Annotated in this window: 31 protein-coding genes and 1 tRNA gene; 7 read left to right on the top strand and 25 right to left on the bottom strand. The window is 47.9% G+C overall.

The features are described 5' to 3' along the window. Nucleotide 1 precedes the first annotated feature (1 nt). From AB1763_10790 to AB1763_10780, 3 genes are read left to right on the top strand one after another with little or no spacing between them, the layout of a single operon-like run. On the top strand, nucleotides 2-991 hold the full coding sequence (locus tag AB1763_10790) for a hypothetical protein (protein ID MEW5833310.1): 990 nt from the start codon (nucleotides 2-4) through the stop codon (nucleotides 989-991). After that, on the top strand, nucleotides 988-1,842 hold the full coding sequence (locus AB1763_10785) for a DNA adenine methylase (GenBank protein MEW5833309.1): 855 nt from the start codon (nucleotides 988-990) through the stop codon (nucleotides 1,840-1,842). The genes AB1763_10790 and AB1763_10785 overlap by 4 nt, the downstream gene beginning before the upstream one ends. A gap of 27 nt (nucleotides 1,843-1,869) precedes the next feature. Next, on the top strand, nucleotides 1,870-2,343 hold the full coding sequence (locus AB1763_10780) for a hypothetical protein (protein ID MEW5833308.1): 474 nt from the start codon (nucleotides 1,870-1,872) through the stop codon (nucleotides 2,341-2,343). Between the two features lie 30 nt (nucleotides 2,344-2,373). On the opposite strand, the gene AB1763_10775 is transcribed toward AB1763_10780, so the two are convergent. The 3 genes from AB1763_10775 to AB1763_10765 all read right to left on the bottom strand — a co-directional run bounded on the left by AB1763_10775 (nucleotide 2,374) and on the right by AB1763_10765 (nucleotide 4,930). Then, the gene (locus AB1763_10775; GenBank protein ID MEW5833307.1) at nucleotides 2,374-2,775 is read right to left on the bottom strand and encodes a hypothetical protein; all 402 of its coding nucleotides are present in this window, start codon (nucleotides 2,773-2,775) and stop codon (nucleotides 2,374-2,376) included. Between the two features lie 171 nt (nucleotides 2,776-2,946). Next, nucleotides 2,947-4,548 carry a TraI/MobA(P) family conjugative relaxase gene (gene traI / locus AB1763_10770; protein MEW5833306.1) on the bottom strand — a complete coding sequence of 534 codons (1,602 nt, stop codon included), beginning with the start codon at nucleotides 4,546-4,548 and terminating at the stop codon, nucleotides 2,947-2,949. After that, nucleotides 4,538-4,930, bottom strand: coding sequence for a DNA transfer protein (locus AB1763_10765; GenBank protein ID MEW5833305.1), 393 nt, complete (start codon nucleotides 4,928-4,930; stop codon nucleotides 4,538-4,540). Before AB1763_10765 ends, traI begins: the two co-directional genes overlap by 11 nt. 253 nt (nucleotides 4,931-5,183) lie before the next feature. Here AB1763_10765 and AB1763_10760 point away from each other — a divergent pair, with 253 nt between their 5' ends. Next, nucleotides 5,184-5,546: a hypothetical protein gene (locus AB1763_10760; protein MEW5833304.1), complete on the top strand. Its 363-nt coding sequence runs from the start codon at nucleotides 5,184-5,186 to the stop codon at nucleotides 5,544-5,546. 3 nt (nucleotides 5,547-5,549) lie between these two features. Here AB1763_10760 and trbL read toward each other — a convergent pair whose 3' ends face one another. The 10 genes from trbL to AB1763_10710 form a co-directional block, all read right to left on the bottom strand. Next, on the bottom strand, nucleotides 5,550-6,692 hold the full coding sequence (gene trbL, locus AB1763_10755; GenBank protein ID MEW5833303.1) for a P-type conjugative transfer protein TrbL: 1,143 nt from the start codon (nucleotides 6,690-6,692) through the stop codon (nucleotides 5,550-5,552). Further along, nucleotides 6,689-6,985, bottom strand: a complete 297-nt coding sequence (locus AB1763_10750) for a hypothetical protein (protein ID MEW5833302.1) — start codon at nucleotides 6,983-6,985, stop codon at nucleotides 6,689-6,691. The genes trbL and AB1763_10750 overlap by 4 nt, the downstream gene beginning before the upstream one ends. A gap of 13 nt (nucleotides 6,986-6,998) precedes the next feature. Then, nucleotides 6,999-7,775, bottom strand: a complete 777-nt coding sequence (locus tag AB1763_10745; protein MEW5833301.1) for a hypothetical protein — start codon at nucleotides 7,773-7,775, stop codon at nucleotides 6,999-7,001. Then, the gene (locus tag AB1763_10740) at nucleotides 7,766-7,996 is read right to left on the bottom strand and encodes a hypothetical protein (protein ID MEW5833300.1); all 231 of its coding nucleotides are present in this window, start codon (nucleotides 7,994-7,996) and stop codon (nucleotides 7,766-7,768) included. The genes AB1763_10745 and AB1763_10740 overlap by 10 nt, the downstream gene beginning before the upstream one ends. After that, a complete protein-coding gene (locus AB1763_10735) occupies nucleotides 7,993-8,214 on the bottom strand; it encodes a hypothetical protein (protein ID MEW5833299.1) in 222 nt (73 codons plus the stop codon). The genes AB1763_10740 and AB1763_10735 overlap by 4 nt, the downstream gene beginning before the upstream one ends. Continuing rightward, complete coding sequence (locus tag AB1763_10730; protein ID MEW5833298.1) at nucleotides 8,198-8,980, bottom strand: hypothetical protein; 783 nt, start codon at nucleotides 8,978-8,980, stop codon at nucleotides 8,198-8,200. Before AB1763_10730 ends, AB1763_10735 begins: the two co-directional genes overlap by 17 nt. Further along, nucleotides 8,977-9,219 (bottom strand): helix-turn-helix domain-containing protein, encoded by a 243-nt coding sequence (locus AB1763_10725; GenBank protein ID MEW5833297.1) that lies wholly within the window; start codon nucleotides 9,217-9,219, stop codon nucleotides 8,977-8,979. The genes AB1763_10730 and AB1763_10725 overlap by 4 nt, the downstream gene beginning before the upstream one ends. Nucleotides 9,220-9,328: 109 nt before the next feature. Then, on the bottom strand, nucleotides 9,329-10,312 hold the full coding sequence (locus AB1763_10720; GenBank protein ID MEW5833296.1) for a hypothetical protein: 984 nt from the start codon (nucleotides 10,310-10,312) through the stop codon (nucleotides 9,329-9,331). A 1-nt stretch (nucleotide 10,313) separates the two neighbouring features. Further along, complete coding sequence (locus AB1763_10715; protein ID MEW5833295.1) at nucleotides 10,314-11,606, bottom strand: integrase arm-type DNA-binding domain-containing protein; 1,293 nt, start codon at nucleotides 11,604-11,606, stop codon at nucleotides 10,314-10,316. Nucleotides 11,607-11,808: 202 nt separating this feature from the next. Next, a tRNA-Met gene (locus tag AB1763_10710) sits at nucleotides 11,809-11,885 on the bottom strand. 207 nt (nucleotides 11,886-12,092) lie between these two features. On the opposite strand from AB1763_10710, the gene groES reads away from it, so the two are divergent. The 3 genes from groES (at nucleotide 12,093) to AB1763_10695 (ending at nucleotide 14,551) form a co-directional block, all read left to right on the top strand. After that, nucleotides 12,093-12,353 (top strand): co-chaperone GroES, encoded by a 261-nt coding sequence (gene groES, locus AB1763_10705; protein ID MEW5833294.1) that lies wholly within the window; start codon nucleotides 12,093-12,095, stop codon nucleotides 12,351-12,353. Nucleotides 12,354-12,371: 18 nt separating this feature from the next. Next, complete coding sequence (groL, locus tag AB1763_10700) at nucleotides 12,372-14,000, top strand: chaperonin GroEL (GenBank protein ID MEW5833293.1); 1,629 nt, start codon at nucleotides 12,372-12,374, stop codon at nucleotides 13,998-14,000. Nucleotides 14,001-14,272: 272 nt separating this feature from the next. After that, nucleotides 14,273-14,551 carry a hypothetical protein gene (locus AB1763_10695; protein MEW5833292.1) on the top strand — a complete coding sequence of 93 codons (279 nt, stop codon included), beginning with the start codon at nucleotides 14,273-14,275 and terminating at the stop codon, nucleotides 14,549-14,551. On the opposite strand, the gene AB1763_10690 is transcribed toward AB1763_10695, so the two are convergent. The 12 genes from AB1763_10690 to AB1763_10635 all read right to left on the bottom strand — a co-directional run bounded on the left by AB1763_10690 (nucleotide 14,548) and on the right by AB1763_10635 (nucleotide 24,657). After that, a complete protein-coding gene (locus AB1763_10690; protein ID MEW5833291.1) occupies nucleotides 14,548-15,528 on the bottom strand; it encodes a DUF475 domain-containing protein in 981 nt (326 codons plus the stop codon). The two genes, AB1763_10695 and AB1763_10690, sit on opposite strands and share 4 nt — an antisense overlap. Before the next feature lie 72 nt (nucleotides 15,529-15,600). Then, complete coding sequence (locus tag AB1763_10685; protein MEW5833290.1) at nucleotides 15,601-16,296, bottom strand: 2OG-Fe(II) oxygenase; 696 nt, start codon at nucleotides 16,294-16,296, stop codon at nucleotides 15,601-15,603. A 3-nt stretch (nucleotides 16,297-16,299) separates the two neighbouring features. Then, nucleotides 16,300-16,686, bottom strand: coding sequence for a biopolymer transporter ExbD (locus AB1763_10680; protein MEW5833289.1), 387 nt, complete (start codon nucleotides 16,684-16,686; stop codon nucleotides 16,300-16,302). Between the two features lie 3 nt (nucleotides 16,687-16,689). Then, entirely contained in the window at nucleotides 16,690-17,136 is a 447-nt protein-coding gene (exbB, locus tag AB1763_10675) for a TonB-system energizer ExbB (GenBank protein MEW5833288.1), read from the bottom strand. Continuing rightward, nucleotides 17,129-18,004 carry a HAMP domain-containing sensor histidine kinase gene (locus AB1763_10670; GenBank protein MEW5833287.1) on the bottom strand — a complete coding sequence of 292 codons (876 nt, stop codon included), beginning with the start codon at nucleotides 18,002-18,004 and terminating at the stop codon, nucleotides 17,129-17,131. The genes exbB and AB1763_10670 overlap by 8 nt, the downstream gene beginning before the upstream one ends. Further along, entirely contained in the window at nucleotides 17,964-18,620 is a 657-nt protein-coding gene (locus tag AB1763_10665) for a response regulator transcription factor (protein ID MEW5833286.1), read from the bottom strand. Before AB1763_10665 ends, AB1763_10670 begins: the two co-directional genes overlap by 41 nt. After that, entirely contained in the window at nucleotides 18,610-19,617 is a 1,008-nt protein-coding gene (gene pyrC, locus AB1763_10660) for a dihydroorotase (GenBank protein MEW5833285.1), read from the bottom strand. The genes AB1763_10665 and pyrC overlap by 11 nt, the downstream gene beginning before the upstream one ends. Before the next feature lie 3 nt (nucleotides 19,618-19,620). Next, on the bottom strand, nucleotides 19,621-20,991 hold the full coding sequence (locus tag AB1763_10655) for a phosphomannomutase/phosphoglucomutase (GenBank protein MEW5833284.1): 1,371 nt from the start codon (nucleotides 20,989-20,991) through the stop codon (nucleotides 19,621-19,623). Between the two features lie 114 nt (nucleotides 20,992-21,105). Then, on the bottom strand, nucleotides 21,106-22,284 hold the full coding sequence (locus AB1763_10650) for an ammonium transporter (GenBank protein MEW5833283.1): 1,179 nt from the start codon (nucleotides 22,282-22,284) through the stop codon (nucleotides 21,106-21,108). Between the two features lie 148 nt (nucleotides 22,285-22,432). After that, nucleotides 22,433-22,771, bottom strand: a complete 339-nt coding sequence (locus tag AB1763_10645) for a P-II family nitrogen regulator (protein ID MEW5833282.1) — start codon at nucleotides 22,769-22,771, stop codon at nucleotides 22,433-22,435. Between the two features lie 10 nt (nucleotides 22,772-22,781). After that, nucleotides 22,782-24,116, bottom strand: a complete 1,335-nt coding sequence (locus AB1763_10640) for an ammonium transporter (protein MEW5833281.1) — start codon at nucleotides 24,114-24,116, stop codon at nucleotides 22,782-22,784. 202 nt (nucleotides 24,117-24,318) lie between these two features. Continuing rightward, a complete protein-coding gene (locus AB1763_10635) occupies nucleotides 24,319-24,657 on the bottom strand; it encodes a P-II family nitrogen regulator (protein ID MEW5833280.1) in 339 nt (112 codons plus the stop codon). Between the last annotated feature and the right edge of the window lie 12 nt (nucleotides 24,658-24,669).

Raw genomic sequence — 24,669 nt, 5'->3', positions numbered from 1 at the left:
TTTGAGTAAATATTGCCTTGAAATCTCTTTAGATGAAGACCTTTGGGATATAGCTGATATTTTAGAACTTTGCGCTTACCGGTGCGGGGAAGCATCCATTGAGAATGTAGGGCGAATTTTTGATGTTAGACGAGAAAATGAAGAAACGGACTTCGAAGGTGCAAATCTTGAAATGGAAACCTATCTCCTTGATTTATATTCTGAGATAGCTAATAGATCAAGCCAAATTGGAACTTCTTATCCATTTACTTATTCACCGTGTCAAACCAAACTAATGTTAAAAAGCCCTGACGATCTCACCGAAGGTGCATACGTCTATTTGTTTTGTCTCTTGCTGTCCAATATTCCTAAAAAGAAACTCAATAATATCACCATAAGCAATAATGAACGCAATCTTTTTGAATATTGTAGTGTAGTTGCAGTTGCAGGCAGTTTTAACGCTCACTCATATCATTTTGGTTTTCCATGTGATGATAATTCAGGTTTTTTAGGCAGACTTAAACATATTTTTGAAGACAAACTCAATAATGGTAAAGTGATTGAAGAATTACGTCCAGGTTCAAGCCCTTATATTAAAGACGGAGAACTCGATGTAATTGCATGGCCAATAGATTGGCGCCCGGGCTATACTTTGTATCTAACACAATGTGCTTCAGGTGCAAATTGGAAAAGCAAATCATTAATGCATTTCAAAGCATCAGATCAATTTGGACAATGGTTTTCAAGAAAACCAGATGCACAAATGAATGTTGGTATATCAATTCCTTTCGATTTGCACCCAGAGTTTGATGGCGATCGAAAAGATATCGAAGAAGTAAACAGTGTAAAATTCGGTTATATTCTTTGGCGTTTTACCTTACCGCCGGCCATTGATAAAGGTGTTTCACTATTTAATGCAGGTGCATCACATATAGACAAGATCGATAAGCTTGATGATTTAAAAACATGGGTTATTGCTCAGCGTGAGCGAATAGGAGAAGAAATACTATGAGTTTCTACACTCCTTTACGTTATCCCGGAGGTAAAGCCAAATTTACATCCTTTTTTGACGATATCATTCAATCAAATAATTTAAGTCAAATCAATTATGTCGAGCCCTATGCAGGTGGTGCAGGAGTTGCCCTTGGACTTCTTTTTAGTGGAACTGCAAAAGCAATTTATTTAAATGATTTGGATTACTCGGTTTATTGCTTTTGGTATGCGGTATTGAATGAAACAGATGCTCTATGTAAAAAAATCATAGATACATCTGTTACCCCGGATGAGTGGATCAAACAAAAATCGATTCGGAATCAAAATACAGAATATTCAACATTAGACGTTGGTTTTTCAACTTTCTTTCTAAACCGCACCAATCGTTCCGGCATCTTAGAAGCTGGAATGATTGGTGGAAAAGCTCAAGCAGGCGACTGGAAAATGGATGTAAGATACAATAAAATTGATCTTATAAAACGAATTGAAAAAATTGCATCCAGAGCTTCAAATATTCATCTCTCAAATCTTGACGCCGCATATTTTTTACAACAAGAAGTTACTAAACTTCCAACAAATGAAACATTGGTTTATTTAGACCCTCCTTACTTTGTAAAAGGTAAACAACTATATAAAAATCATTATGTCTTTAGTGATCATTACAAGATTGCCTATATAGTCAAAAATGACCTTAAATGCCATTGGGTCGTTTCCTATGATGATGAACTAGAAATCCGGGATTTATATTCAAAAACGCAATTAATGGAAATGACTTTGAGCTATACAGCAGGAACAAAGCGCAAGGGGAGTGAGGTTTTCTTTTTTTCTGACAATCTTAATATTAAAGATACAAAAGAACTTGTATCTTAATCTCTTGATATTCAAAGGAAAAGCAATATGAAAAAAGTGCTCCTATTCACTCCTATGATGATGTTTTCAATATTGAATGCATCGTCTTTAGACAAAGCAGATGGTGTATTATTGGTTGGGGCAGATATGCTCAAGCATTGGGAACGGCCAGTTCTTATTGACATTGAATCTGGAGAATACTCAGGATGTCGAATTTTAGGTGATATTTATATTGATAAGACACGGGGATTTTTAAAAAATGCACGTGTTTCATGTATATTGCAAAATAAACTAATAGATGTTGAAGCGAAAGTTAACATTTGGGACAAGAATGAAATAGAGGGTATTCCTACAATTCATAAATACTTACCCGATAGCACAATTCAAGCAAATCAAGATATGTATCAAAAAACTCAGAATCTTGAAGATTATAAAAATTTAGTAAGCTCAAGAGATGGAATATACGAAATTAGTCGCGGTACACATATTAAACTTTCATGGCAAAGAATCAATAAGCAATAACATATCTTTAACCTTCTAAACGGCAGATAATCAAAAGTTTTGGATAGGATTACTCCGCTTAGGTAACTTTTGCAGCTTTGCTACTGCATCATTAAGTGTTGACATGGGGTCAGGAAATAAAATCGCATCTATAGCAGAGAAAACATCTGACGATACGCCTGAAGCTATTTTCAGCATTTTATATTTATCACGGAGCCATTCTTCTCGTTCGGCTTCAGCCATTTTCTTTGCAGCATTAAGACGCGCTATCTCTTCCAAATAAGCTGCCTCATCTTTATCAATACGATTATGACTTATTAGAAAGAAACAGACCAGCATAAGCAAGCCACCAACCGAGAAATATTCAGCTATCCCTTTTTCAACTGTTTCCGGCGGGATATGCAAATCTCGAATTAAAGGGTCTATATACAATTTCATTTTTAAATCATTCATGCTTAATCCCTTTTTAATATTCTATCCTACAACAACATTCATTTTAAATACTTGTATACGTTATTTGAATTAAATTAATATAACTTAATTCAAATATCCGGCTATATTCTCATCCCCCTTTTCTCCGACCGATTCCGTTCAATATCTCAATTCTTGTCATCTACTACGGGTCTACAATCCCATCCTCTTACTTTTTGACTTTTCTATTTCTTGCTCTTTTGCGTGATCAATCACTTTGCTCACTGCCAATCTCGCATCTTCCATGCTGCGGTCTTTAAACTCAACATCAAGGTTGTATTTGATCGTTGCGGCGGTGATCTGCTTCTTGAACTCATCGCTGCCCTGGATATCAAGAGATTTGCCGAATTTCTCTCTGGCAAGCATTAACGCCTGAACATACTCTGATTCCTTGCGCAGCTCCGTGATCCGAATGGTATTACCCTGATCCATGATCCGTGTCCGATTGCCAAGTTTGTAGATTACGTCCCCGGATTGCGTAATAATCGGCTTATATTCCGTTCGGATAACCGGCTTGCCTTCTTTACCGATAAAGACGTTTGCATCTTTCGGGATCTCTACCTGGTCAGGCTTCATGCTCCGCAGCAGCTTGAGGGCGTTGGTATCTCCCTCGATGGCTTTATGGATCAAATGGTCTTTGAAAGAAACGTGCCGAATCTGTGCATAAATCTCGTTGCGCTGCTTTTGAGTTTTTTGATAGAGAACATTGAGATCTTTTCGCTTTTTATCTGCCAACTCCGAATACTTCTCACGCTTTTCCTTACCGTTCAAGTAATCGGCCGCCTGGATCTCGCCACGGGCTTTTTTATACTCGGACAGTATGGTTGATTTCTCCTGAGTAGATTTGCGTTTGAGTTCTGTAAGCAAAACAGGTTTTTTGGATCGGTTCTCATTGGATTGTTCCCGATATTCTGTCCAGTATTCCTTCATCAAAGCACTTCGCTCGCCAAACCGTGTTTTGGCTTCGATGATCTCTGCCGGCTTTTCAAATGCTCCGAATTTTGATTCGAGCTTTGCTTTGGATAGGTCGCGCGATACGTCCGACGCTTTACAGAACAGCTTGCCATCTCTTGCAGCAATTACGAACCCGTTCCCGCGCTGCCGGATCTCCAAATCGTATTCACCCAGGGCTTTGTGCAGATCTTCCCATTTCGCTTCGGGTCTGGCCAGTGTTTCGGTAAGCTGCTGAACCGCCTCGCTTTTCACCCATGATTTAAAACTCTCGATCCCCGAATGGATCTCGCCAAGCTCTCGCGGCATCTTCTCTTTGTTCGGCGTATGGTTGTCGATCATCAATCCGAATTGCTTTTCAAGCTGCGCCGCTTTCTCCTGGAGTTTGGTTTTATCAAAAGAGGGATCGACATTTCGGTACGTCATCGGATCAACTTTATTGATCGCTATATGGATGTGTAGATTGCCGGTGTTTCCATGGATGACCGATAACCTCTGATGCCGTTCCATGCCGATAGCTTTGACAAGCTCGTTTTCGATCTCTTCGAGGATCTCCGGGGTCGGGTTCTCACCAGCTTGAAAAGAAACAACCATGTGATAGGTCTTGTCTGACTTGGATCGGGTATTGAGAGCTTGTGTATTTTGTATCTCGGCCAAGTTGTGATTGTCCTGGTCGAACGAGCAATTAGTGAAACGGTAATCTTCGACTTTTCGACCGGCATTTTTCTCATCAAGCATATACGCGGCCAGACTTCCGAAGTTGGATGTACCCTGGGTCTTTTTGGATACGGTCTTAACGATCATCCGATACTCCCATGATTTTTAATGCCTGGGCTTTTAGAATCTTTTGCGCAACCTCGATCTCGTCCACCAGTTCATCGATGTCTTTGTAGGATCTCTTGGCACTGAAATCGTCTTTGTCTCCCCCATTCCGGGTGAGCCACATTTTTAAAAGTCCACCGAGCCGTCCCAGATCCGCATTTGTTTTAAGAAGATCCGCTACCGCTTTTTCATCGATGACCGACCGGATCGGATAATTCATCGAAACGGATCTCATAAACTCCGGCGCAGACAATCCGAATCGTTTTGCCTGTTCATGTATCGCATCGTATTCTGACTGGTTCGCTTTTACACCAATCATTTTTTGGCGTAATTCGTCCGGGGATTTGACTTTTTTCGGTGGCACCGAAGATCCTTTTTACACGTTGAGCACTTTGTGCGAATAAGTTTCAGGATGGAAAGTTTCATCTTTTTGTGAAGCAAAAAGTTAAACCTTTACACATCCTGCCCGCTTCGTCAATTACAATCATTGACATCTTTATTCATTTTTTTTCAACTTTCTGCTTGCAAGAAATATTGACAATTATTGAATAAAAATCTCAATTTATGAAAATAAATGAACTATTTACTATAATGACTCCAAAAAAATTGGAGTTACGATGGAAACAAAGATACCGGCACCAAAAATCCAGTTTTATACTAACCTTGCTCTGATCCGAAAAAGATATGAAGAAGGTGTTGTCTTTGCATCAGCTATCTATGATGAATTGCTGACAGCCGAAAAAATCTCTATGAGTTATAAAAACTTTACACGTTACTTCAATAGAGAGATCAAGAACAAAGAACACCAAACCGAAAAAATGCCCGTCAAAAACGTAACGGCTCCGGCAGCTGCCGAAGCAACTCAACAAGAGGATGACGAAGGCGGCGGCCCGTTGATCTTTACCGTGGGCGGTAAAGGTTCACACAAACCTTTCAACCCACATGCTACGAAAATAGATCCGAAACGTATCCTCAACTAGTTTTTACTCATTAAATGCCGACGGAGAAATACCGTTCGTATAGGATGAAGCATTCGCTTCTTCCATGCTCTTTACTTGCTGCGTCATCTTATCCGCTGCGCGAGATCCACTCGAAGTAGTATCCCGATCATTTTTTCCGCGAATAGTATGGGACATGTCTTGCTGGATTGCTTTGGTAAGATTGCTAAACGTCGTTCCTTCACCGGCAGCGGCAAGCGCCTTGGCCGATTTATATGCGTCCGACATACCGGCAGAGTTTTTTCCTAGTGCGGCAGTACCTGCAATAGCTCCACCGGCAGCTGCGGCCGCGACCGCAAGCCCGGATGTTGAATTACCACCAAGCGATCCGCTCATGAGTGAATTGACGATGCCGGGGATCATGCTTACGACCGATGCAAGCAGCACCGAAACCGCAATGACGATCATCGCGGTTTGCATATCGTGCGATGCGTTGTTTTCAAACCCTTCCATCGATGAAATGGTGAGCGCCAAAAACAACTTGATGAACATTAGCTCCATGCCGGCCGCGAAAAGGGCTTTAAGTGGATTGATCGCCATGTTCCGGGTATAAGAAAGACCACCAAACGCGAAGATCAGATACGATCCGGCGATAATGGCCTGGATCTTCACCAGGACGACGAACAGCTGCGCTGCCATCAAAGCGAATGCAACCAGGCAGATGACCCCTGCAAACAGTGCAGCCCATCCGTCGATATCGAGAACACCCGCACCGTTCCAAACTGCTTCGACAAGTCGCATTGCCGATTCCAGGATCGTGTCAGGTTGAATACTCATTCCCGATGCTTTGAGTGCAAGCTCCGAGAATGATTCGGGGATCATGGTCAACCATTCTGCAGTTTTAAATAACGCCAGGAAAAAACCGATCCACATGATCTTTCTTATGAGTTCACCGAAGATCTCACCAATTTCTGTCCCCTTTAATGCAATGAAACCGAACGTTATCACCATGTCGATGGCTGCGAACGCGCCGAACAGATACATCCCTGCCGGTTTGATCGCTGCCGTCCATTGTTTCGAAGCAGCAATGAACGTTTGTAAGATCGTCTGTGCGTTGTTGTTCGCATCGATCCCGGCAAACGCGAACGTCGGCAGTATCAGCAAGAGGATTAAAAGAGATCTCTTCACCATGTTTTTATTTCTTTTTCATCGCCCTTGATGGGCTTTTTGCCGCTATGAAAAAATGCGACTGTCTTTGCAGCTGCACATACCTCAGGTTGGATCTCGTTATGGTCGGCGAGATTTTTACACTTCTGCGCGGTTTGCTTTGCTTCGTCGATATGCGCCAGGAAATATTCTTTTGTTTGCGCTGTTTCCACTCTCTTCATCATCGAAGCGATGAGAAACGCCCCTCCGATCAGACCTAGCACGGCAGTTGAACCGGCCAGTAATCGTACTTTTGTTTTTCCATCGAATTTCATTTTTTCTCCTTTATTACCAGGTTTTGATATCTTTCTCATCGCCCTTGATAGGTTTTTTACCACCCGTCAACCAAGCATCTTTTTTAGCCTCTCGCAATGCTCTGCGTTCGTTTTCATCCGCGACGTTTTGCGCCATGAGGTTTGTTTGGGCGAGCATCGTCGAATGAAGTTTTTTGATCGTCTCCGTTTGATGCATCGCAATCTCGTTCGCCGCCTGGATCGCCGACTTGTTCCCGACCGCGTTGCGGCTTTGAAGCTTGAGCATATTCATCGAGAGCTGATCCGCTCTTAGGTCGTTGTTGACGGCGGCCAGGTTGCGAAGCGTCCCAAGAACGGTTCCGCGGTTCGCGTCCGTCAAGGTTCGGTAGTATTGGGCATACGATGACGCTTGGCCTCTGATATCTCCCATTGCACCGATTCGAGTATGTTCGTCATAGCCTGGAAAAAGCTGCCCGAATCTCGTATCGAGGTTTCCCATCTGATAGCTGATCCCGTTCGTTGCGACCATGACATTGGCCAACTGGTCAACGTAGGTGTTGAAGTTGCTAAAATCCATGGCACTCAACGCCTGGAGGTTTTGTTGTGCCATTTGCACCGCCTGGATGTTCTGCTGCAACGTTTGAGTAAGCAAAGCGATTTGCTCCAACTGCTTTGAGAGGTTCATTGCGTTCCCAATCTCGGCAGTAGCCCATTGAACAGTTTGTAATGCCTGGGACGCATCGCCCGCTGCGAATACGGTTGGTGACGAGAGCAGCAGTGCAGCGGCCAGAGAAAGTTTGATCAACTGCATGTTTGTACCTTTGGATCATATTCGTAAATCTTAAGAACTTTATCTCTAAAGTCAGCTACCAGTGCTTTGAACTGTTTTTGCCCTTCAAGCTCAGCAGCTTTGTTCGCATAGTCAGAAATCAACGCTTGGACTTTTCGCTTTTTCGCTTTTTCACGTTCCAGGAAAGCACGATAGATTTCGGACATCTCTTTTTCGATTCTGTCATGAGTTGTTGTCTTCATTTTTTAGCTCCTGGGATTGAGTATTCGACTCCCATGCTTCTCTGATGATGGGAAAATTGTACTTTTGGGATGTTGTTTTCTTCCATCCAGGTCGTAATCAAATCGCTGTATTTTTGCTGTACTCGCTGTATGGTTTTTACGTCTTCGGTCATTTGCAAACCGTTTAACAACTCTCTCGAATGATCCAGATACATTTCGATCTCACTGAACGTTTTCATTAGCTCTTCCATGTGCGTCCTCCAAATAATCAAATATGTTCGCATAGCCGTTAGCTTGTAAAGCGGCCTGCACCATTTCACCATGTTCACGCTTGTTGATCCTCGAACGACGGATACGGATATTCGTAATCGTCCTACCGTTCCCTGAAAGGACTTCTTTCACAAGCGCCTCTCGATACTTCTCAAAATCTCCTCCTCGCTCCTTCGCAATCGCTTCGACCTCTTCGATGATGATTTTTCGAGACAATCCATCAACTTCATCTGGGAGATTGACATAAGGATCGATAACAGATATTGGAGGAAATGAAGAGGAAGAAGATATTTCTTTTTTTATTTCTTCCTTTGTTTCTATTTCTTTTGTAGTGGTACTCTTAGGGCTGGCACTATCAGGGCTGGCACTAAGAGTACCTACGGTGCCGTTTGTCCCGTGAGTACCTACGGCGAGTATCGCTTTAAGCTCGGCTTGAGCATTTTCTTCCGGGTCAAAAAACCATATAGCACCGTCAAATTTCCCTTTTTTGCGATCTTGTATTCGACAGAGGTAATCAAAACGGATAAGTTCATTAAGCGCTTTCACGACTGTTTTTCGTCTGTTCCTGTTACCACCTGCTTTTTCGTAGAACCACGTTTGTTGAAAGACCCAATCATCGGGCAAAGAAAAAATAAGAAGTCCAAGCCCACGAGCTTCAATAGATAAACGATCGTCTTGAGCAAAAGCATTTGGTAAAGTGGTGTAGCATGATGTTTTTTTGAAAAAATTTTTCATGCTATATTCATTCGACTCTGAACAAATGCTTCTAAATCCGTTATTGCAAAAACGGTTACCTTTGGAGACAATTTGATTGATTTAAGCTTTCCTTGCCGGACATACATCCACACAGTTGAACATCCAATCCCTAACCATGCAGCCGCTTGTTTATCTCTTAGAAATTGTCTGTCTTTTAACTGCTGATTATCCACCTGCATAAATTGTTGTATTTCTACTTTTTGTTCTGCCTTTGGCATAGCAAATCCTCGAATTTAGATTGTCTTGCGCTTGACTGAATGACATTGTTGCAGATTAGAGGAAGAGGAAATAGAGGTTTTTAAATTGGGATTTAAGCACCCCTATTTATCATTTGGGTAAATTAACCCCTGATATGAAACGAACAAATCCACGATTGCCAATTTCATTTTTTGCAAATTTTAAATAAGCTCTATACGTTTTTTTCTGAAATTCATCTGTATATTTTTTCTTGATATCACGCCAATAACGATTAATCTCTCCGATGATATATTCAGACGTTAAGCCTTTTTTATGGCAATCATAAATAAAAAGAACATCACCTAAACGTCCTTCTAAAGACTTTGTTTTGCCATGTCTATAAATAGCATTTTCATTTGTCTTTGTAAAACTGTACACATCTTTAAAAGATTCGATTCCAAGGTATTCATCTAATCCCAATATCGTAGTAGGCTCTGCATCAAATTCATCTTTTATTTTCGATACAATTTGCATAATTTCTTTTTTTGATTTTGTGAAATCAATTTGGACAAGAGCTTTTTTATTATAAAAATCTACAGTTCCACTTTGTGCAATAACAGGCATATTGAAAAATTTCTTATTCAGTTCTACATCATCTCCATAAAGTTCTTGTATAGCTTCTCTTGCTGTATGACTGCAACACACTTGAACTTCAGAGTCAATTTCTTGATAATATTCATCAACTGGAGAACCAAAATCTTGGAGAATCTTTTCATTTCCACTATCTTTTAAAAACTCTAAAATGGGGTATCCAATACTAAAATATCTTTCAAAATCTGTTTTTTTGCTCAATTCATATTCTCTAAGTCTATGTGCATAATTATCTTTTGCTTTACATTCTTCTATGTATTGATTTTCAGCATCCATATCTTTGATTATTTTAATAATGTCATCTTCATAATAACGCATCACACATTCACGCGTCATTTCATGTGCCATGAAAGCTTCATCATTAAAATATGCTGCTATTGATCTACATCTTCTTTCAAAATCAGTGTAAAGGAAAATATCTCGTTTTAATATTTCCTCATTTTTAACCCGATCTGCTTTTTGTTGGTTCGTTGGGCGTGCCATCTTATTTACTCACCTTTGTTTGATCCAAAAAATCCGCCCACCATTGCATCAGTTCTCTCATCTGCTCAGTGTAATCCGCTTTATGGGTATAGGCTCTAATGACTTTATTTTCTTCATGGTGATCTAGCACACGTTCCCGTACTTCAAAGCTCACGCCATGCTCTTTAGCATGTGTTTCGCTAAGTGATCGAAAAGTACCTCGAAAACTATGCAGCGTTTGTTTGCGCCCGTTTACTTCGTCAATAAATCCCAATGATCTCAACGCTTTATTCCCGCTCTCTTTATTCGCATGGGTAAGATTGTTGCGTACTCCATGAAATACCCATTGTCCCCATCCCGTGATTTCTCTTACTTCTTTGAGGATATTGATCGCTTGTCTCGGGAGCGGTAATACAAAGTCGGGTAGATTTTGATCTTTAACTTTCATCTCGGATCGGGATATCGTAATGATCGATTTTTCAAAATCAACCTGATCCCATCGTAATTTACATAGATTATCAGCACGTAAAGGCATGATAGAGACAAAACGGAGAATATTTCGTACAATCACGCCTCCCTCACCTTTATAATCCTCTATGCCTCTCAAAAGCTCTCCTAAGATTTTTTCATCCGTGATCTTTGCAAAGTGTTTCTCTTGCCGTGGAGCGAATGCATCGCTGCTGATTCGATCAGTGATATTGCTTTCAGTGTAACCATGATTGATCGCATATCTCCACAGCCGGTTACAGTCTCTAAAGCGGCGGATAGCTACTTCTGGAGCCGTTTTCTCTTTTGTCTTAATGATTTTCAGTAGTTCAGGATGGGTGATGTCCTTAATATGCTTCGACGAGATAATGGAATGTCGTTCGTTATAAGTACATAGGTAGGGAAAGATATCTTTTTCAAACGATGAAACACGCTTATTATGCGTACTCTCATCATTGTTTAATGAGTTGAGCCATTCATATGCCACACGATGAAATTGCCCCTCTATGGCGGCTTGTTCTTCCATCACTTTTTCTTCGATTTTCGCTTTTGATTCTTTGCGCTCTGCGGATGGGTCTATCCCTTTGGCGATTTCTCGTTTGTATTCGTCCCGTTTGGCTCTCGCTTCCGCCAACGTCGTTTCGGGGTATGTTCCTAACGAGATGAGTTTTTCTTTCCCCTCAAAGAGATATTTTAGACGCCATAACTTACCACCGGTTGGTTTAATAAGCAAAAATAACCCGCCGCCATCAAAGAGTTTATAATCTTTTTCGGCTGGTTTTGCCTTTTTTATTTCGGTATCGGTTAGGGGTACAACTTTGCGAGCCAACGTAAAACCTCACTTTTTAGGGGTATTTTTTTAGAGGTTTTGATACCCCTAAAGCAAACTACCCCTAAATGTACCCCTTAAAATCTTAGTTTATGTTGAAATACCTTAACGGACATTAGAGGATAAAAAGCTGAAAAAGTGGCTATTTTGCGGAGTTTTAAAGGGTTTTTTGAATGAAGCTGAAGTGATTTAAATGTTTCGATGGTGGCGGGGGGGGGACTCGAACCCCCGACCTCCGGCTTATGAGACCAGCGCTCTAACCAGCTGAGCTACCCAGCCATCGTAATGGAAGACCGGAATTATAATGATGATTAACTTATTGTTAGCTAAAAGTGAAACGAACCCTTTGGGAGCACAAAAGCACTCACTTTTATGTATTCGGCAATACTCACTACTATTGAGTCTTTAAGACTAAGACTATTGACATTTGAGCTAAACTCCTGTAAAATCTCCGCCGTAAAAATTCATCTCATAAAAGGAAACGCTATGAACTTCCAACCACTTGGAAACCGTGTATTGGTTGAGCGCCTCGAAGAGGCCACCAAAACCGCTTCGGGAATCATCATCCCCGACAACGCAAAAGAGAAACCTTCTCAGGGAACCGTCGTTGCCGTAAGTAGCCAGGTCGAAAACGTTTCTACAGGTGATACCGTCGTTTTCGGGAAATATGCCGGCAATGAACTGACTCTGGAAGGTAAAACGTACCTCGTAATCGATGCAGACGATCTGCTTGGAATCATCAAATAATTATTCAAGGAGTAAACGATGGCAAAAGAAATCCATTTTTCCGATGACGCGCGCAACAAACTTGCCGCAGGCGTCCAAAAACTCACCGATGCCGTAAAAGTGACCATGGGGCCGCGCGGCCGTAATGTCCTGATCCAGAAAAGCTACGGTTCGCCCACCATCACCAAAGACGGCGTATCGGTCGCCAAAGAGATCGAGCTCAAAGACGCGCTCGAAAACATGGGGGCGCAGTTGGTGAAACAAGTCGCATCCAACACCGCCGACGAAGCGGGTGACGGTACCACCACCGCAACCGTTCTGGCCAACGCGATTTACCAGGAGGGACTCCGCAACATCACTGCGGGTGCCAACCCCGTCGAAGTCAAACGGGGGATGGACAAAGCGCTCGAAGCGATTCTGGAGAACCTTAAAGCGTCCAGCCGTATCATCAACGATAAAAAAGAGATCGCGCAAGTCGCTACCATCTCAGCCAACTCCGATGAGCGCATCGGTGCGATGATCGCCGAAGCGATGGAAAAAGTGGGCCGCGACGGTGTCATCACCGTTGAAGAGGCCAAAGGGATCAACGACGAACTCGATGTCGTCGAGGGTATGCAGTTCGATCGCGGCTACCTGAGCCCCTATTTCATCAACAACTCCGAAAAAATGACCGTAGAGCTGGATCATCCGTTTATCCTCCTCTTCGATCAGAAAATTTCGAACCTCAAAGACCTTCTACCGGTTCTTGAACAGGTTCAGAAAAGCTCGCGCCCGCTGCTTATCATTGCCGAAGACGTCGAAGGGGAAGCCCTCGCGACCCTGGTCGTCAACAAACTCCGCGGTATTCTCAACATCACCGCGGTCAAAGCTCCGGGATTCGGCGATCGCCGCAAAGCGATGCTGCAGGATATTGCGGTCCTCACGGGCGGTCAGGTGATCAGCGAAGAGATCGGACGCACACTCGAGAGCGCTACGATCGCCGACCTTGGTAACGCCGCGCGCGTCGTCATCAGCAAAGACAACACGACGATCGTCGACGGTGCGGGAGACAAAGCGATGGTCGAAGCGCGCATCAAGGAGATCCGTACCCAGATCGAAGCGACCACCAGCGAATACGACAAAGAAAAACTCCAGGAACGTCTGGCGAAACTGGCGGGCGGCGTAGCGGTCATCAAAGTCGGTGCCGCGACCGAAACCGAAATGAAAGAGAAAAAAGACCGCGTCGACGACGCCCTCTCTGCGACCAAAGCGGCCGTTGAAGAAGGGATCGTCATCGGAGGCGGTGCGGCCCTGATCCGTGCGGCGGCCAAAGTCAACCTCGATCTTGCCGGGGATCAGAAAATCGGATGCGAAATCATCCTCCGCGCGATCAAGGCTCCGGTCAAACAGATCGCCGACAATGCGGGATACGACGCGGGTGTCGTCGTCAACACGATCGCGACCGCTACGAGCGAAAACATCGGCTTCAACGCCGCGACCGGCGAATACGTCGACATGTTCGAAGCGGGTATCATCGATCCGCTTAAAGTGGAGCGCGTAGCTCTCACCAACGCGGTATCGGTCTCCAGTCTCCTCCTGACCACCGAAGCGACGATCCACGAGATCAAAGAAGACAAACCTGCCATGCCGGACATGGGCGGCATGGGCGGAATGCCGGGTATGATGTGAGTTCGCTCTAAGAAACGCCAACTGCTTGGCGTTTCGGCGAACGAAACCAAAAGCGTTGTACCGAAGGTACCGCTGGCGGCTTAATATAAAATAGCAATCCCGTCACGCTTGCCCGAACGAAACCGTAGGCGCTGTGCGTAGCACTGCCGAAGGCTTCAGAACAAAATGAAAACAAACATGTTTTAAACTGCTAAAAACTGTAAAATACCAATATTATACCCCTTTTCCCTCCACACGCTATAATACGAACCACCTCACGCTAAAGAGTCCTCATGGAACTTTCACTCACCGACCTCATCGGTATTTTCGGAGTCGTACTCATCGTCATCGCCTACATCCTGCTGCAGGTCGAAAAAATGGACGCGCGGGATCTGAGTTTTTCACTGCTCAACGCGATCGGTGCACTGTTGATCATCGTCTCGCTGATGTTTGACTGGAATCTGGCATCGTTTCTGATGGAGTTCATCTGGCTGATGATCAGTTTTTACGGTATTCTGAAGTATTTTAAAGTACGCAAGAATGCCGCCGCAAGCGACGGCTTGGAAGATTAGAGGGATTCGTTGGCTCTTTTGTTTTCCCAGACGGAATGCAAAAAGGCAATCAGGATCAGTCCGATTCCGATTGTCCCCGTCACGAGTTCGCTGACGTGCATCGTAATCTTCATCAGCATGATCAGCGCGAGGATACCGATCGCGTAGTGGGCGCCGTGTTCGAGATAGCGGAAATGCGAGAGGGTTTTATGCTCGACAAAATAGATGGTCATACTCCGCACGAACATCGCTCCGACACCAAGACCGATCATAATGATGAAAATGTTGCTGGTAAGCGCAAACGCCCCGATGACGCCGTCGAAACTGAAACTGGCGTCCAACACTTCGAGGTAAACGAAGCCAGCGATCCCGCTCTTGACCGTTTCGGAAGAGAGGAAATGGTCCAGCATCCCCAGCAGGGAGTGCAGCAGTACACCGTACATGAAGGCCTGAACGATCCCGAAATCCTGCGTGATGTGCCCCAGCGCAATCCCGACCATGATAGCCGTGATAAGCTCGATGTTGTTGACACTGGAGGCTTTTTCCATGAATCTGGAACCTTCGACGAAGGTCACCCATTTGATGTCCTTTTCCTCAAAGAAAAAGTCCAGAAACACCATCAGCAAGAACGCTCCCCCGAACGCGAAAATCGTCCCCTCGGTCGTTTTGAGCACCTTTTCGTACTCATCGGGCTGATTCATCGCCACCTGAAGGGTTTCGATCATCCCCATGCCCGTCACAAACGACACGATCGCCAGCGGGAACACCAGACGCATTCCGAACACCGCGATGGGGATACCGAAGAGGATAAACCGTTTCTGCCAAATCGGGTCCATCGTCTCCAGCACCTTGGCATTGACGACGGAATTGTCAAACGAGAGTGAAATCTCCAATACCGTCAACAAAAAGGTGATGTACACCGCGGCCAGGCCGCCCAGAAAATACGCCGTAATCAGACCGATGGCCATGATTGCGAACGAACTGTAAAAGTAACGCATCTGCATCCTCGTTATAATTGATGGAGAAATTATAACTTATAACCGGAAATTGGTTTCGTCTTTTTAATCTTTTTAAAAGTGGGCATCGTGCCACTGTACGAGTGAGAGGCGGAATCCCTCTTTAACCGGAAGTACTTCATGAGAGAAATAGGGGTTGGAAAGAAACACGACCATATCCCCCGCTTCGGGACGCAGCGTAATCGTGTTTCCCGACTCGTCGCAAAGGTAGTTGAAAAGCAGTTCTCCTCCGCTGAAGTGGTCCGTATCGGTCGGATGGGGGGTGTAAGAGGTCGTAAACAACACCGTCGTGAGCTTCCGCTCCGGGGCGACGGCGCGAAATCCTATCGTGTTCCCCTCACTGTCGCGCAGTTCGCTCGAATCGTCCGAGTGCCGGACGTAAAACGATCCGGGCCCATACCCCAGGACCTGCACATCGGTCCCACCCCCCAGCGAGAGGGCAAAAAATTGTTCAATTTCCGTGCGAACCGCGGCAAAACAGGCCTCATACACCGCACGATGGCCGGGGGTCAGCGTATGGATATCGGTCTTACGGATCGCCGTGTCGAGCGATTTTCCCCGAAGTTCTGCGGCTACCCCGTCGCGGTCCGCCAACGCAGACTCGGTGATGGCACGGCACTCTGCGGGGCTTAGAACCCCTTCGAGCACCATGTAGGGAAAATCGCGGTAGGGGTTGGGAAGACGTTTGGTGGGTATCTCCATCCCCAGCAGCTCGTCACGGGCGTAAACGTAGTTGCTGATCCGATGCATGGTTTACTTTTTGTCGGTGACGATGTAGAGCTGCTCGTGCCCGAGACGTTTAAGAACGTCCATAACGCCGACAAAGTTCTGGAATGCGGCCTCTTTGTCGCTGTAGAGGACCACCGTCATCTCCTTGCCCCCCCGGATCACTTGTTGTTCGAACTGTTCCAGGCTCACCTGCGTCTTCTCGTCAATCCACAGCGTCCCGTCTTTTTTGATCGTAAGCTTCAGCTCGCTGGGCTTATGCTCGGCCGAAGCGCCTTTGGCTTCGGGGAGATCGACGGGGATCAGTCCCGTTTTGACGAACGTCGCGGTGGTAAGCACCATCACCAGCAACACCAGCATGATGTCGATGAAGGGGATGACGTTGATCGAATCGATCCGTTTCATTTTCTTCATCGGTTATCCTTTGGTTTTGTTCTGGATTTCCCAACGGGTGATGATCTTTTCCATTTTCCGCAGCAGGATATTGTAGAACACGATCGAGGGGATCGCGACCACAAGACCCATCGCCGTCGCTTTTAGCGCCAATGCCAGACCCGTCATAATCTTTTTGGGATCGACCGCACCGGCGTCTCCCAGGGCATAAAAAGTGATCATAATCCCCAAAACCGTTCCCAGAAGCCCTACGTAAGGGGCGTTCGATCCGATCGTCGCAATGGTGCTGACGTTGTTGCCTAGATCCAGCTCGAGCTCCTCTTTCGTCTCGTAATCCCCGATGCGGATCGACCCGTAGGTCATCAGACGCTCGATAAAAAACCACAGCGACACGACGCTCATCACCACCAAAATCCCGATTACTCCGTAGTCAAGTGCCTGTTCCGCCCACGTAAGCCAACTGTTATCCATTCTGTTTTTCTCCTTTTTTAAATTCAAGTTTGACGCACGTCCCCTCCCCCGGTCGGGAAGCGACATGCAATCCGATGCCGTGACGGTCGCAATAACGTTTGACCAGTCCCAGGCCGATCCCGTACCCCGCCATCGCATCATCGCTTTGGTAATAACGATCATAGATCCGCATCAGGGTGATCTCGTCCATCCCCTTTCCCCTGTCGCAGATGCTGAGGGTATTGGACTCCATAACGATCGAAATGACGGGGGACTGGGCAGAGTACTTGATCCCGTTTTCAACGAGATTGTCGATCACCTTTCCCAATCCTATCCGGTCGCATTCCACGTTGTGGGGCACGGTACGCACTTCCCACGCCGTCCCGGGGTAGAGGGGACGGAGAAAATCGAGCCGTTCGCGAACCGCCGATTCGAGATCGAACGCTTCGATCCGCTCACGTTCCATCTGCTTTTTGATCAAATAATCGAGCTCATTATACCGTTCTTTGAGCATCGTTGCCGCCGTCTCGATCCGTTCGAGCCGCTTGAGGCTTTTTTCGTCGGTATTCGTTTTACGAAGCATCTCTACGTTGGCGGTGATGGTGTTCACCGGGAGATTAAGCTCGTGCAGCGTCTCTTTCGAGAGGCGTTCGAGATGGTCAAAATGTTCTCTGAGCGGATCGAGGGCGATTTTGGCCAGGATCCTTCCCACCCCGACGGTTACGAGCAGCACCCCCAGGGCAATCACCCCCCACTGCTGAAACCCGATCACCTGATGCAGGTAATAGATCCCTCCGACCAGTACCGCCGTCGTGAAAACGTACAGCGACGTGAGGGCGATTTCGACACTACGGAACAAGCCGATACCCCACGCCGCGAATGTTGACAATCCGCTCCGAGCCGATCTCCTGCTTGAGACGGTTGATATAGACCCGCACCGCCCCTTCGCTGATCATTTCCGACGGGCTCCACAACGCATCCATAATCATCTCTTTCGTGACAATCTCTCCCACGTTTTGGATGAACAGCGCCATGAGCTGGTATTCTTTGAGGGTAAAAGGGATCTCTTTGTCACCGAGCATCACGCATTTGTGCCGCTCGTCGATGCACAAATCCCCCGCACACCGTCGGGTATTCCCCTTGCTCCGGCGCAGAAGGGCATGGACCCGGACGATCAGTTCCTCCGTATCAAAAGGCTTTTTCAGGTAATCTTCGGCACCGATTTCGAACGCTTCGGAGAGCACTCCCGTCTCCTGATGGGAAGTGAGATAAATCGTGGGGGTCATATCGTTGGCGCGCCGGAGTTCACGCAGCAGGGAGAGGCCATCGATCAGCGGAACGTTGATGTCAAGCAGGTACAGATCGAAATGGTTGACATAGGTTGCGTCCAGCGCTTCCTGGCCGTTGCGGCAAAAACAGACCTCGAATCCTTCTTCCTCCAATAAATCGGCGATCGATTCGCCGAACAGGAGGTCGTCTTCGAGGAGGAGGATTTTAGTCGACACGCTCGATCGACCATTTGAGAATTTCGCCCGCCCTCATCGGTACGACGCTGCCGTAGATGTCGGGGACGTGGAATTCGCGTTTTGCGAGGGTTACTTCTTTGTACTCCGCACAGATGCCGTAAATCCGCTGCGCGTTGTCGCTGACGAACGCCTGCAGGTTGTCGAGCTTGCCGTGGGCGTCGAAAATCTCGCACAGCAGCTGCAGCGCGATGGGGGCGGTAAAGACCCCGGCCCCGCAGCCGCACGATTCTTTCGTGTGTTTGGGATGGGGGGCGCTGTCGGAGCCGAACATCACCTTGGGGTGCGCTTCGAGCGCCACGCTCAGCAGTGCGTCACGGTCGTGGGGGCGCTTGGCGATCGGTTTGCAGAACAGATGCGGCCGCAACAATCCCCCCGCAACGTCATCAAGCGTGATCAGAAGATGGTGCACCGTGATCGTCGCATAAAGGTTGTCGTATTTGTCCAGCATCTCCACCGCATCGCGGGTCGTGATGTGTTCCATCACGATCTTGAGTTTCGGAAAATGGGAGGCCAGCATCTCGTAGACGCTCATAAATTCCGCTTCGCGGTCCATGACGAAACCGTTTGTCTCGCCGTGTACCGAGAGGACGATCCCAAGATCGCTCATCGCTTCGAGCGTCTCGCGCATCGACTCGATGTCGAAGGAGGCGACGCCCCCTTCGGAGTTCGTCGTCACCCCGCTGGGGTAGAGTTTGATCGCAGTGATGTCGTCTTTGACCTCTTCGAGGAAAGCACGGCTGTAGTTTTGGTAAAACAACGTCATATAGGGTTCGAAATCATCCGCCCCCGTCGCATGCAAAATCCGCTCTTTGTACCCCAGCACCATCTCTTTGGTCGTTACAGGGGGGACGAGGTTGGGCATTACGAGCGCCCCGCTGAAACTGTACGACGTCAGGGGGGCGACGGTTTCGAGCATCTCGCCGTCGCGGAGGTGAAGGTGCATGTCCAGCGGCATCGTGAGGGTGATTGTTTTCATGGGTTATGCCTTTAGTTCTTGTTGAGCGGTCTGGATGAGGGCGTTGAGGGCTTCTTCGTAGCGTTTGGCTTCGGCCTCATCCGTCGATTCGAAGCGGGTGACGAGGACCGGGGTCGTGTTGCTGGCGCGGACCAGCCCCCATCCGTGGTCGAAAATGACCCGTACCCCGTCGACATCGATGATCTCGCGGATGGCCGGAAATCCGGCAGGCGGATTTTTCAGCAGTTCCTTGAGTTTCGCGATAAGGGGGAATTTTTCCTGCTCGGTCGTTTTCACCTTGATCTCTTCGGTCGAAAACACTTTCGGAAGCTTGGCGATCTCGGCATCGAGGTCGATCCCCTCCTGGATCAGCTCCAGCATCCGGAGCGTCGCGTAGATCGCGTCGTCGTACCCGAAATAACGGTCGGCAAAAAAGACGTGACCGCTCACTTCGCACGCCAGGTCGGCATGAAGCTCTTTCATCTTCACTTTGAGGTTGGAGTGTCCCGTTTTGTACATCACCGCCGTCGCTCCGCGCTCGCGGAGCGTATCGTACATCACCTGCGAGCATTTCACCTCTCCGATGACGGTCGGATGTTCCATTTTCATCGCATACAACAGGGCCATCATATCCCCTTTGATGTTGTTTTTAGGCGTCAATACCGCAATGCGGTCGGAATCGCCGTCGTAGGCGAACGCGATGTCCCCCTCTTTTTCCAACAACGCTTTGACATCTTCGAGATTGTGTTCTTCGCTCGGATCGGGGTGGTGATTGGGAAACGTTCCGTCCGGATCGACGTAAATCCCTTTCGTATCGAGTTCCAACGCGCTGAAAATATCCACCAGCCCCAATCCGGCGACCCCGTTGCCGCAATCGTAAACAATCCTGGTTTTCATCCCTTTGAGATGCGCGAAGGCATCGATCATGAACGATTTGTATCGGCTCAACGCATCGATTGGCGTCACGTCGCGATCCACTTTCGGCGGAAAGGGCAAGGTGTCGATTTTACGTCCTAAAGCATAAATCTGCTCACCGAAAAACGGAGCCTTGTTGATCGTGATTTTGAATCCGTTGTATTCGCTCGGATTGTGCGATCCGGTGATCATTACCGATGCACAAGGTGTAATTCCCTCGAATTCCTGATAATTGCAAAAATAGTTAACGGGGGTAGGAACCATCCCCATCCCGAGCACTTTCATCCCTCCGGCATTCAACCCGGCGGCAAGATATTCAAACAGAATCGGCGAATGGCTGCGCGCGTCGTATCCGACCGCGACGTACTCTCCGAACGGTCGCATTTCATCGGCCAGCGCGTACCCCAGGCGGGTAATCGTCTCTTCGTTCAGTTCTTTGTCAAAAATGCCCCGGATGTCATATTCACGGTATATACTCATCAAATCCCTTTTCACTTCATAAACAATAACCGATTATACAACGAGGTTGGTAAAAGAGTCTTTGCGGAGGAAAAACCTCCGCGGAAAGAATAGTGAAGAAATGTTACAGCAGTGTTAAATAGCCCGTTTGAACTCGGGATACGACTCCAGCCCGCATTCGCTGACGTCGAGGCCCTGAAGCTGTTCCTCGTCGCTTGCACGGAACGGAATCACGATGTTGATCAGGTAAATCAGGGCAAACGACACGCCAAATACGAACGCCCCGATGACCGCAACTCCTTTGAGCTGGTTGAGAAACGTCACCCCGCCGGCAGGATCCGCGGCGAACACTCCGACCGCCAGGGTCCCCCAGATTCCGTTTACCAGGTGCACCGACAAAGCCCCGACGGGATCGTCGATTCGGAAACGGTCAAACAGCGGAACCGCCAGAACGACCAGCGCGCCGCCGATCCCCCCGACCGCGATTGCATCCGCCGTCGCATAAAGGTGCGGGCCGGCGGTGATCGCGACGAGTCCCCCCAGCGCCCCGTTGAGAATCATCGTGATATCAAACAGACGGTAGCGGATGTAGATCAGCACTCCCGCCGCAATCGCACCGGCCAGTCCGGCCGTATTGGTATTGAATACCGTCAGCGCGACGCTGTCGGCGGCCTCTTTGGTCGCGATGCTACCGACCGATCCGCCGTTGAACCCGAACCATCCGATCCACAGCAGCATCGCGCCCAGAACGACGAGCGGGATATTGGATGCGGGGATGACCCGGATCTGGTTTCCGGCATAACGCCCTTTACGCGCCCCAATGATGAGAATCGCGGCCAGCAGCGCCCATCCCCCCGTCGAGTGGATGACGGTGGAACCGGCCAGATCGACGAAGTTCAGATCCAGCACCGTATCCTTGAGCCAGTCGCTCCCCCAGCTGATGTTGACCGACGTGGGGTAGATCAAGGCACCCATGATAACGGTGAAAAGGGTGAGAGGAAGCAGTTTCGCACGCTCGCCGACACCGCCGCTCATAATGTTGATCGCTTTACCGACAAACGCCATCTGAAACATGAAAAACGCCCACTGGCTCATCGAGGTGCTGTGATAACCGCCAAAAGCCAGCTCGAATCCGACGAGGATAAACGCCATCGACGCCACGGCGTAGATCATGACGTTGACCGTCAACACGCTGGAGACGTTTTTCGTCCGTACCAGACCCGCTTCGAGCATGGCGAAACCGGGGACCATCAGGATGATCAAGGTGATCGAAAAAAGGGCAAACAGGGTATCAAGTGCGTAGGAAAGATCCATACTTCGCCTTTATCAGAATATCAAGACGGGCATTATAAATGCAATCGTAGGGAACAGAGAAGAATAATTGATTAATTTTTAATCAAAATGGAAGCTGCCCGCATCCAAAAGATGCGGGCAACTTCCGGGGGGGGTGTATGCATCAGCGTTAAATGGCTTCGACATCCGTTTCGCCCGTACGGATACGGACGATTTTACTGACATCGCTGACGAAAATTTTCCCGTCCCCGATTTTGCCGGTGCGGGCCGCTTCGACGACGGTATTGACCACCTGGTCTACCATCGCGTCGTCCACCACCATCTCCATTTTGATTTTGGGGAGGAAATCGACCACGTATTCGGCACCGCGATAGAGTTCGCTGTGCCCTTTCTGGCGTCCGTAACCTTTGACCTCGCTCACCGTCATCCCGGTGATTCCGATCTCGGCCAACGCATCCTTGACGTCTTCCAATTTAAAAGGTTTGATAACCGCTTCAATTTTTTTCATTGTCTGTTCCTTATAGGTTAAATCCGCGTTCGCCGTGTACCGATTCGTCAAGCCCCTGGCTCTCCTGCTCCTCGTTGACACGCGAACCTCCCGTCAATGCCATCGCGACGTAGTAGACCACGATCGTTCCGACCAGGGTGAAAAGTCCGACGATCAGTACCGACTCCGCCTGTACCATGATCTGTCCCATACGGTCACCCGCGTCTTTGAGCGGCCCCGACCACAACAGCGCGTTGTCGCCGTTAGGAGTGTACAGAGCGAAGACACCCGTCGCGATCGCACCCCAAAGACCTGCGAGGAAGTGAACCCCGAAAGCGTCGAGTGAATCGTCATAGCCCAGTTTTTTCTTCAGCACCGTCACGCCGTAGAACGCTACGAGGGCTCCCACCGCACCGATAATGAATGCACCCGAGACATCGACGAAACCGGCAGCCGGAGTGATGGCGACCAGACCCGCGATCGCACCGGTCGCCGCACCGAGCAGGGTGGGTTTTTTGAACACCGCGTACTCCACGATGATCCATGTCAGGGTCGCTACCGCAGCCGCAATCGTCGTCGTCAGATAGGCGACACCCGCAATCGCGTTGGCACCGAAAGCCGATCCCCCGTTGAATCCGTACCATCCGAACCAGAGCAGCCCGGCACCGATGGCGGTGAGAATGACGCTGGCGGGTTTCATCGCCGTTTTCGGATAGCCCGCACGTTTGCCGATCAGCAGCGCAAGTACCAGACCGGCCAAACCGCCGTTCATGTGCACGACGGTACCGCCGGCGAAATCAAGAGCCCCTTCGTTGAACAGGTAACCGCCGCCCCATACCATATGGGTAATCGGAGCGTAGACCACGATCGTCCAGATGAAAGCGAACACCATCCACGTCGAAAACTTCATCCGCTCAATCACCGATCCCGCGGCAATCGCCACCGTGATCGCGGCGAATGTTCCCTGGAAAACGACAAAGACGAACTTCGGATAAAGCTGTCCCAGATCAACGCTCGCAAACTCCGTCCAGCTGATACCGCTGAGCATCAGATGACCGAATCCCCCGATGACCTGATTCATCGGCCCTTCCGCCGTTCCGAACGCAATCGAGAAACCGGCGACAACCCACGCGATAAACGCGACGACAAACGCTCCGAATACCATGGCGTAGGTGTTGAGAACGTTTTTCGCTCTCGTCATCCCCGCATAGAACATTGCCAGACCGATCGGCGTCATCAGCATGACCAGCGCCGTCGACATCATCATCCAAGCCGTATCACCCGAATTGAGTACAGGTGCTGCGGCCGCTTCTTCGGCAAATGCCGATACGCCAAGTAGCGATAAAGCTAAAAGCCACTTTTTCATTATCCTCTCCTTATGTAGGTTGATCCTTCGAACAATCCCGTATTAACTGAAATGTCACGTACCATTGTACAAGCTAAGGGAATCAAGAAGATGCACGTTGTTGATTATTTTTTAATCAATTATAAAGATCATTTAGAAAGCAGTCAAAAATGGGGGGAAAGGGGCCGCCCGCGCGGGCGCGCGGGTACATTAATAAAGGGGATTAGATCGCGTCGCCGTCGGTTTCGCCCGTACGGATACGGATGATACGCTCGACATCGCTGACAAAAATCTTGCCGTCGCCGATTTTGCCGGTACGGGCCGCTTCGACGATCGTGCTGACGACCTGATCGGCCATAGCGTCATCCACGATCATTTCCATTTTGATTTTGGGAAGGAAATCGACGACGTACTCGGCACCCCGGTAGAGTTCACTGTGCCCTTTCTGGCGTCCGTATCCCTTGACTTCGCTCACCGTCATCCCGGTGATCCCGATTTCGGCCAGGGCGTCTTTCACGTCTTCGAGTTTAAAAGGTTTGATAACCGCTTCAATTTTTTTCATAATAATGGATAT

It is taken from the genome of Campylobacterota bacterium, from assembly GCA_040752835.1.
Taxonomy (GTDB): Bacteria; Campylobacterota; Campylobacteria; order Campylobacterales; family Sulfurimonadaceae; genus Sulfuricurvum.
The sequence above is the reverse complement of the archived record's forward strand: the minus strand, read 5'-3'. Positions and strand labels throughout refer to the sequence as shown.

Excerpts from the sequence above, each read along its gene's own strand:
- AB1763_10785 (MEW5833309.1), top strand. The coding sequence starts at position 988 with ATGAGTTTCTACACTCCTTTACGTTATCCCGGAGGTAAAGCCAAATTT.
- AB1763_10780 (MEW5833308.1), top strand. The coding sequence starts at position 1,870 with ATGAAAAAAGTGCTCCTATTCACTCCTATGATGATGTTTTCAATATTG.
- AB1763_10775 (MEW5833307.1), bottom strand. The coding sequence starts at position 2,775 with ATGAATGATTTAAAAATGAAATTGTATATAGACCCTTTAATTCGAGAT.
- traI (MEW5833306.1), bottom strand. The coding sequence starts at position 4,548 with ATGATCGTTAAGACCGTATCCAAAAAGACCCAGGGTACATCCAACTTC.
- AB1763_10760 (MEW5833304.1), top strand. The coding sequence starts at position 5,184 with ATGGAAACAAAGATACCGGCACCAAAAATCCAGTTTTATACTAACCTT.
- AB1763_10750 (MEW5833302.1), bottom strand. The coding sequence starts at position 6,985 with ATGAAATTCGATGGAAAAACAAAAGTACGATTACTGGCCGGTTCAACT.
- AB1763_10745 (MEW5833301.1), bottom strand. The coding sequence starts at position 7,775 with ATGCAGTTGATCAAACTTTCTCTGGCCGCTGCACTGCTGCTCTCGTCA.
- AB1763_10740 (MEW5833300.1), bottom strand. The coding sequence starts at position 7,996 with ATGAAGACAACAACTCATGACAGAATCGAAAAAGAGATGTCCGAAATC.
- AB1763_10735 (MEW5833299.1), bottom strand. The coding sequence starts at position 8,214 with ATGAAAACGTTCAGTGAGATCGAAATGTATCTGGATCATTCGAGAGAG.
- AB1763_10730 (MEW5833298.1), bottom strand. The coding sequence starts at position 8,980 with ATGAAAAATTTTTTCAAAAAAACATCATGCTACACCACTTTACCAAAT.
- AB1763_10725 (MEW5833297.1), bottom strand. The coding sequence starts at position 9,219 with ATGCCAAAGGCAGAACAAAAAGTAGAAATACAACAATTTATGCAGGTG.
- AB1763_10720 (MEW5833296.1), bottom strand. The coding sequence starts at position 10,312 with ATGGCACGCCCAACGAACCAACAAAAAGCAGATCGGGTTAAAAATGAG.
- groES (MEW5833294.1), top strand. The coding sequence starts at position 12,093 with ATGAACTTCCAACCACTTGGAAACCGTGTATTGGTTGAGCGCCTCGAA.
- groL (MEW5833293.1), top strand. The coding sequence starts at position 12,372 with ATGGCAAAAGAAATCCATTTTTCCGATGACGCGCGCAACAAACTTGCC.
- AB1763_10695 (MEW5833292.1), top strand. The coding sequence starts at position 14,273 with ATGGAACTTTCACTCACCGACCTCATCGGTATTTTCGGAGTCGTACTC.
- AB1763_10690 (MEW5833291.1), bottom strand. The coding sequence starts at position 15,528 with ATGCGTTACTTTTACAGTTCGTTCGCAATCATGGCCATCGGTCTGATT.
- AB1763_10685 (MEW5833290.1), bottom strand. The coding sequence starts at position 16,296 with ATGCATCGGATCAGCAACTACGTTTACGCCCGTGACGAGCTGCTGGGG.
- AB1763_10680 (MEW5833289.1), bottom strand. The coding sequence starts at position 16,686 with ATGAAGAAAATGAAACGGATCGATTCGATCAACGTCATCCCCTTCATC.
- exbB (MEW5833288.1), bottom strand. The coding sequence starts at position 17,136 with ATGGATAACAGTTGGCTTACGTGGGCGGAACAGGCACTTGACTACGGA.
- pyrC (MEW5833285.1), bottom strand. The coding sequence starts at position 19,617 with ATGAAAACAATCACCCTCACGATGCCGCTGGACATGCACCTTCACCTC.
- AB1763_10655 (MEW5833284.1), bottom strand. The coding sequence starts at position 20,991 with ATGAGTATATACCGTGAATATGACATCCGGGGCATTTTTGACAAAGAA.
- AB1763_10650 (MEW5833283.1), bottom strand. The coding sequence starts at position 22,284 with ATGGATCTTTCCTACGCACTTGATACCCTGTTTGCCCTTTTTTCGATC.
- AB1763_10645 (MEW5833282.1), bottom strand. The coding sequence starts at position 22,771 with ATGAAAAAAATTGAAGCGGTTATCAAACCTTTTAAATTGGAAGACGTC.
- AB1763_10640 (MEW5833281.1), bottom strand. The coding sequence starts at position 24,116 with ATGAAAAAGTGGCTTTTAGCTTTATCGCTACTTGGCGTATCGGCATTT.
- AB1763_10635 (MEW5833280.1), bottom strand. The coding sequence starts at position 24,657 with ATGAAAAAAATTGAAGCGGTTATCAAACCTTTTAAACTCGAAGACGTG.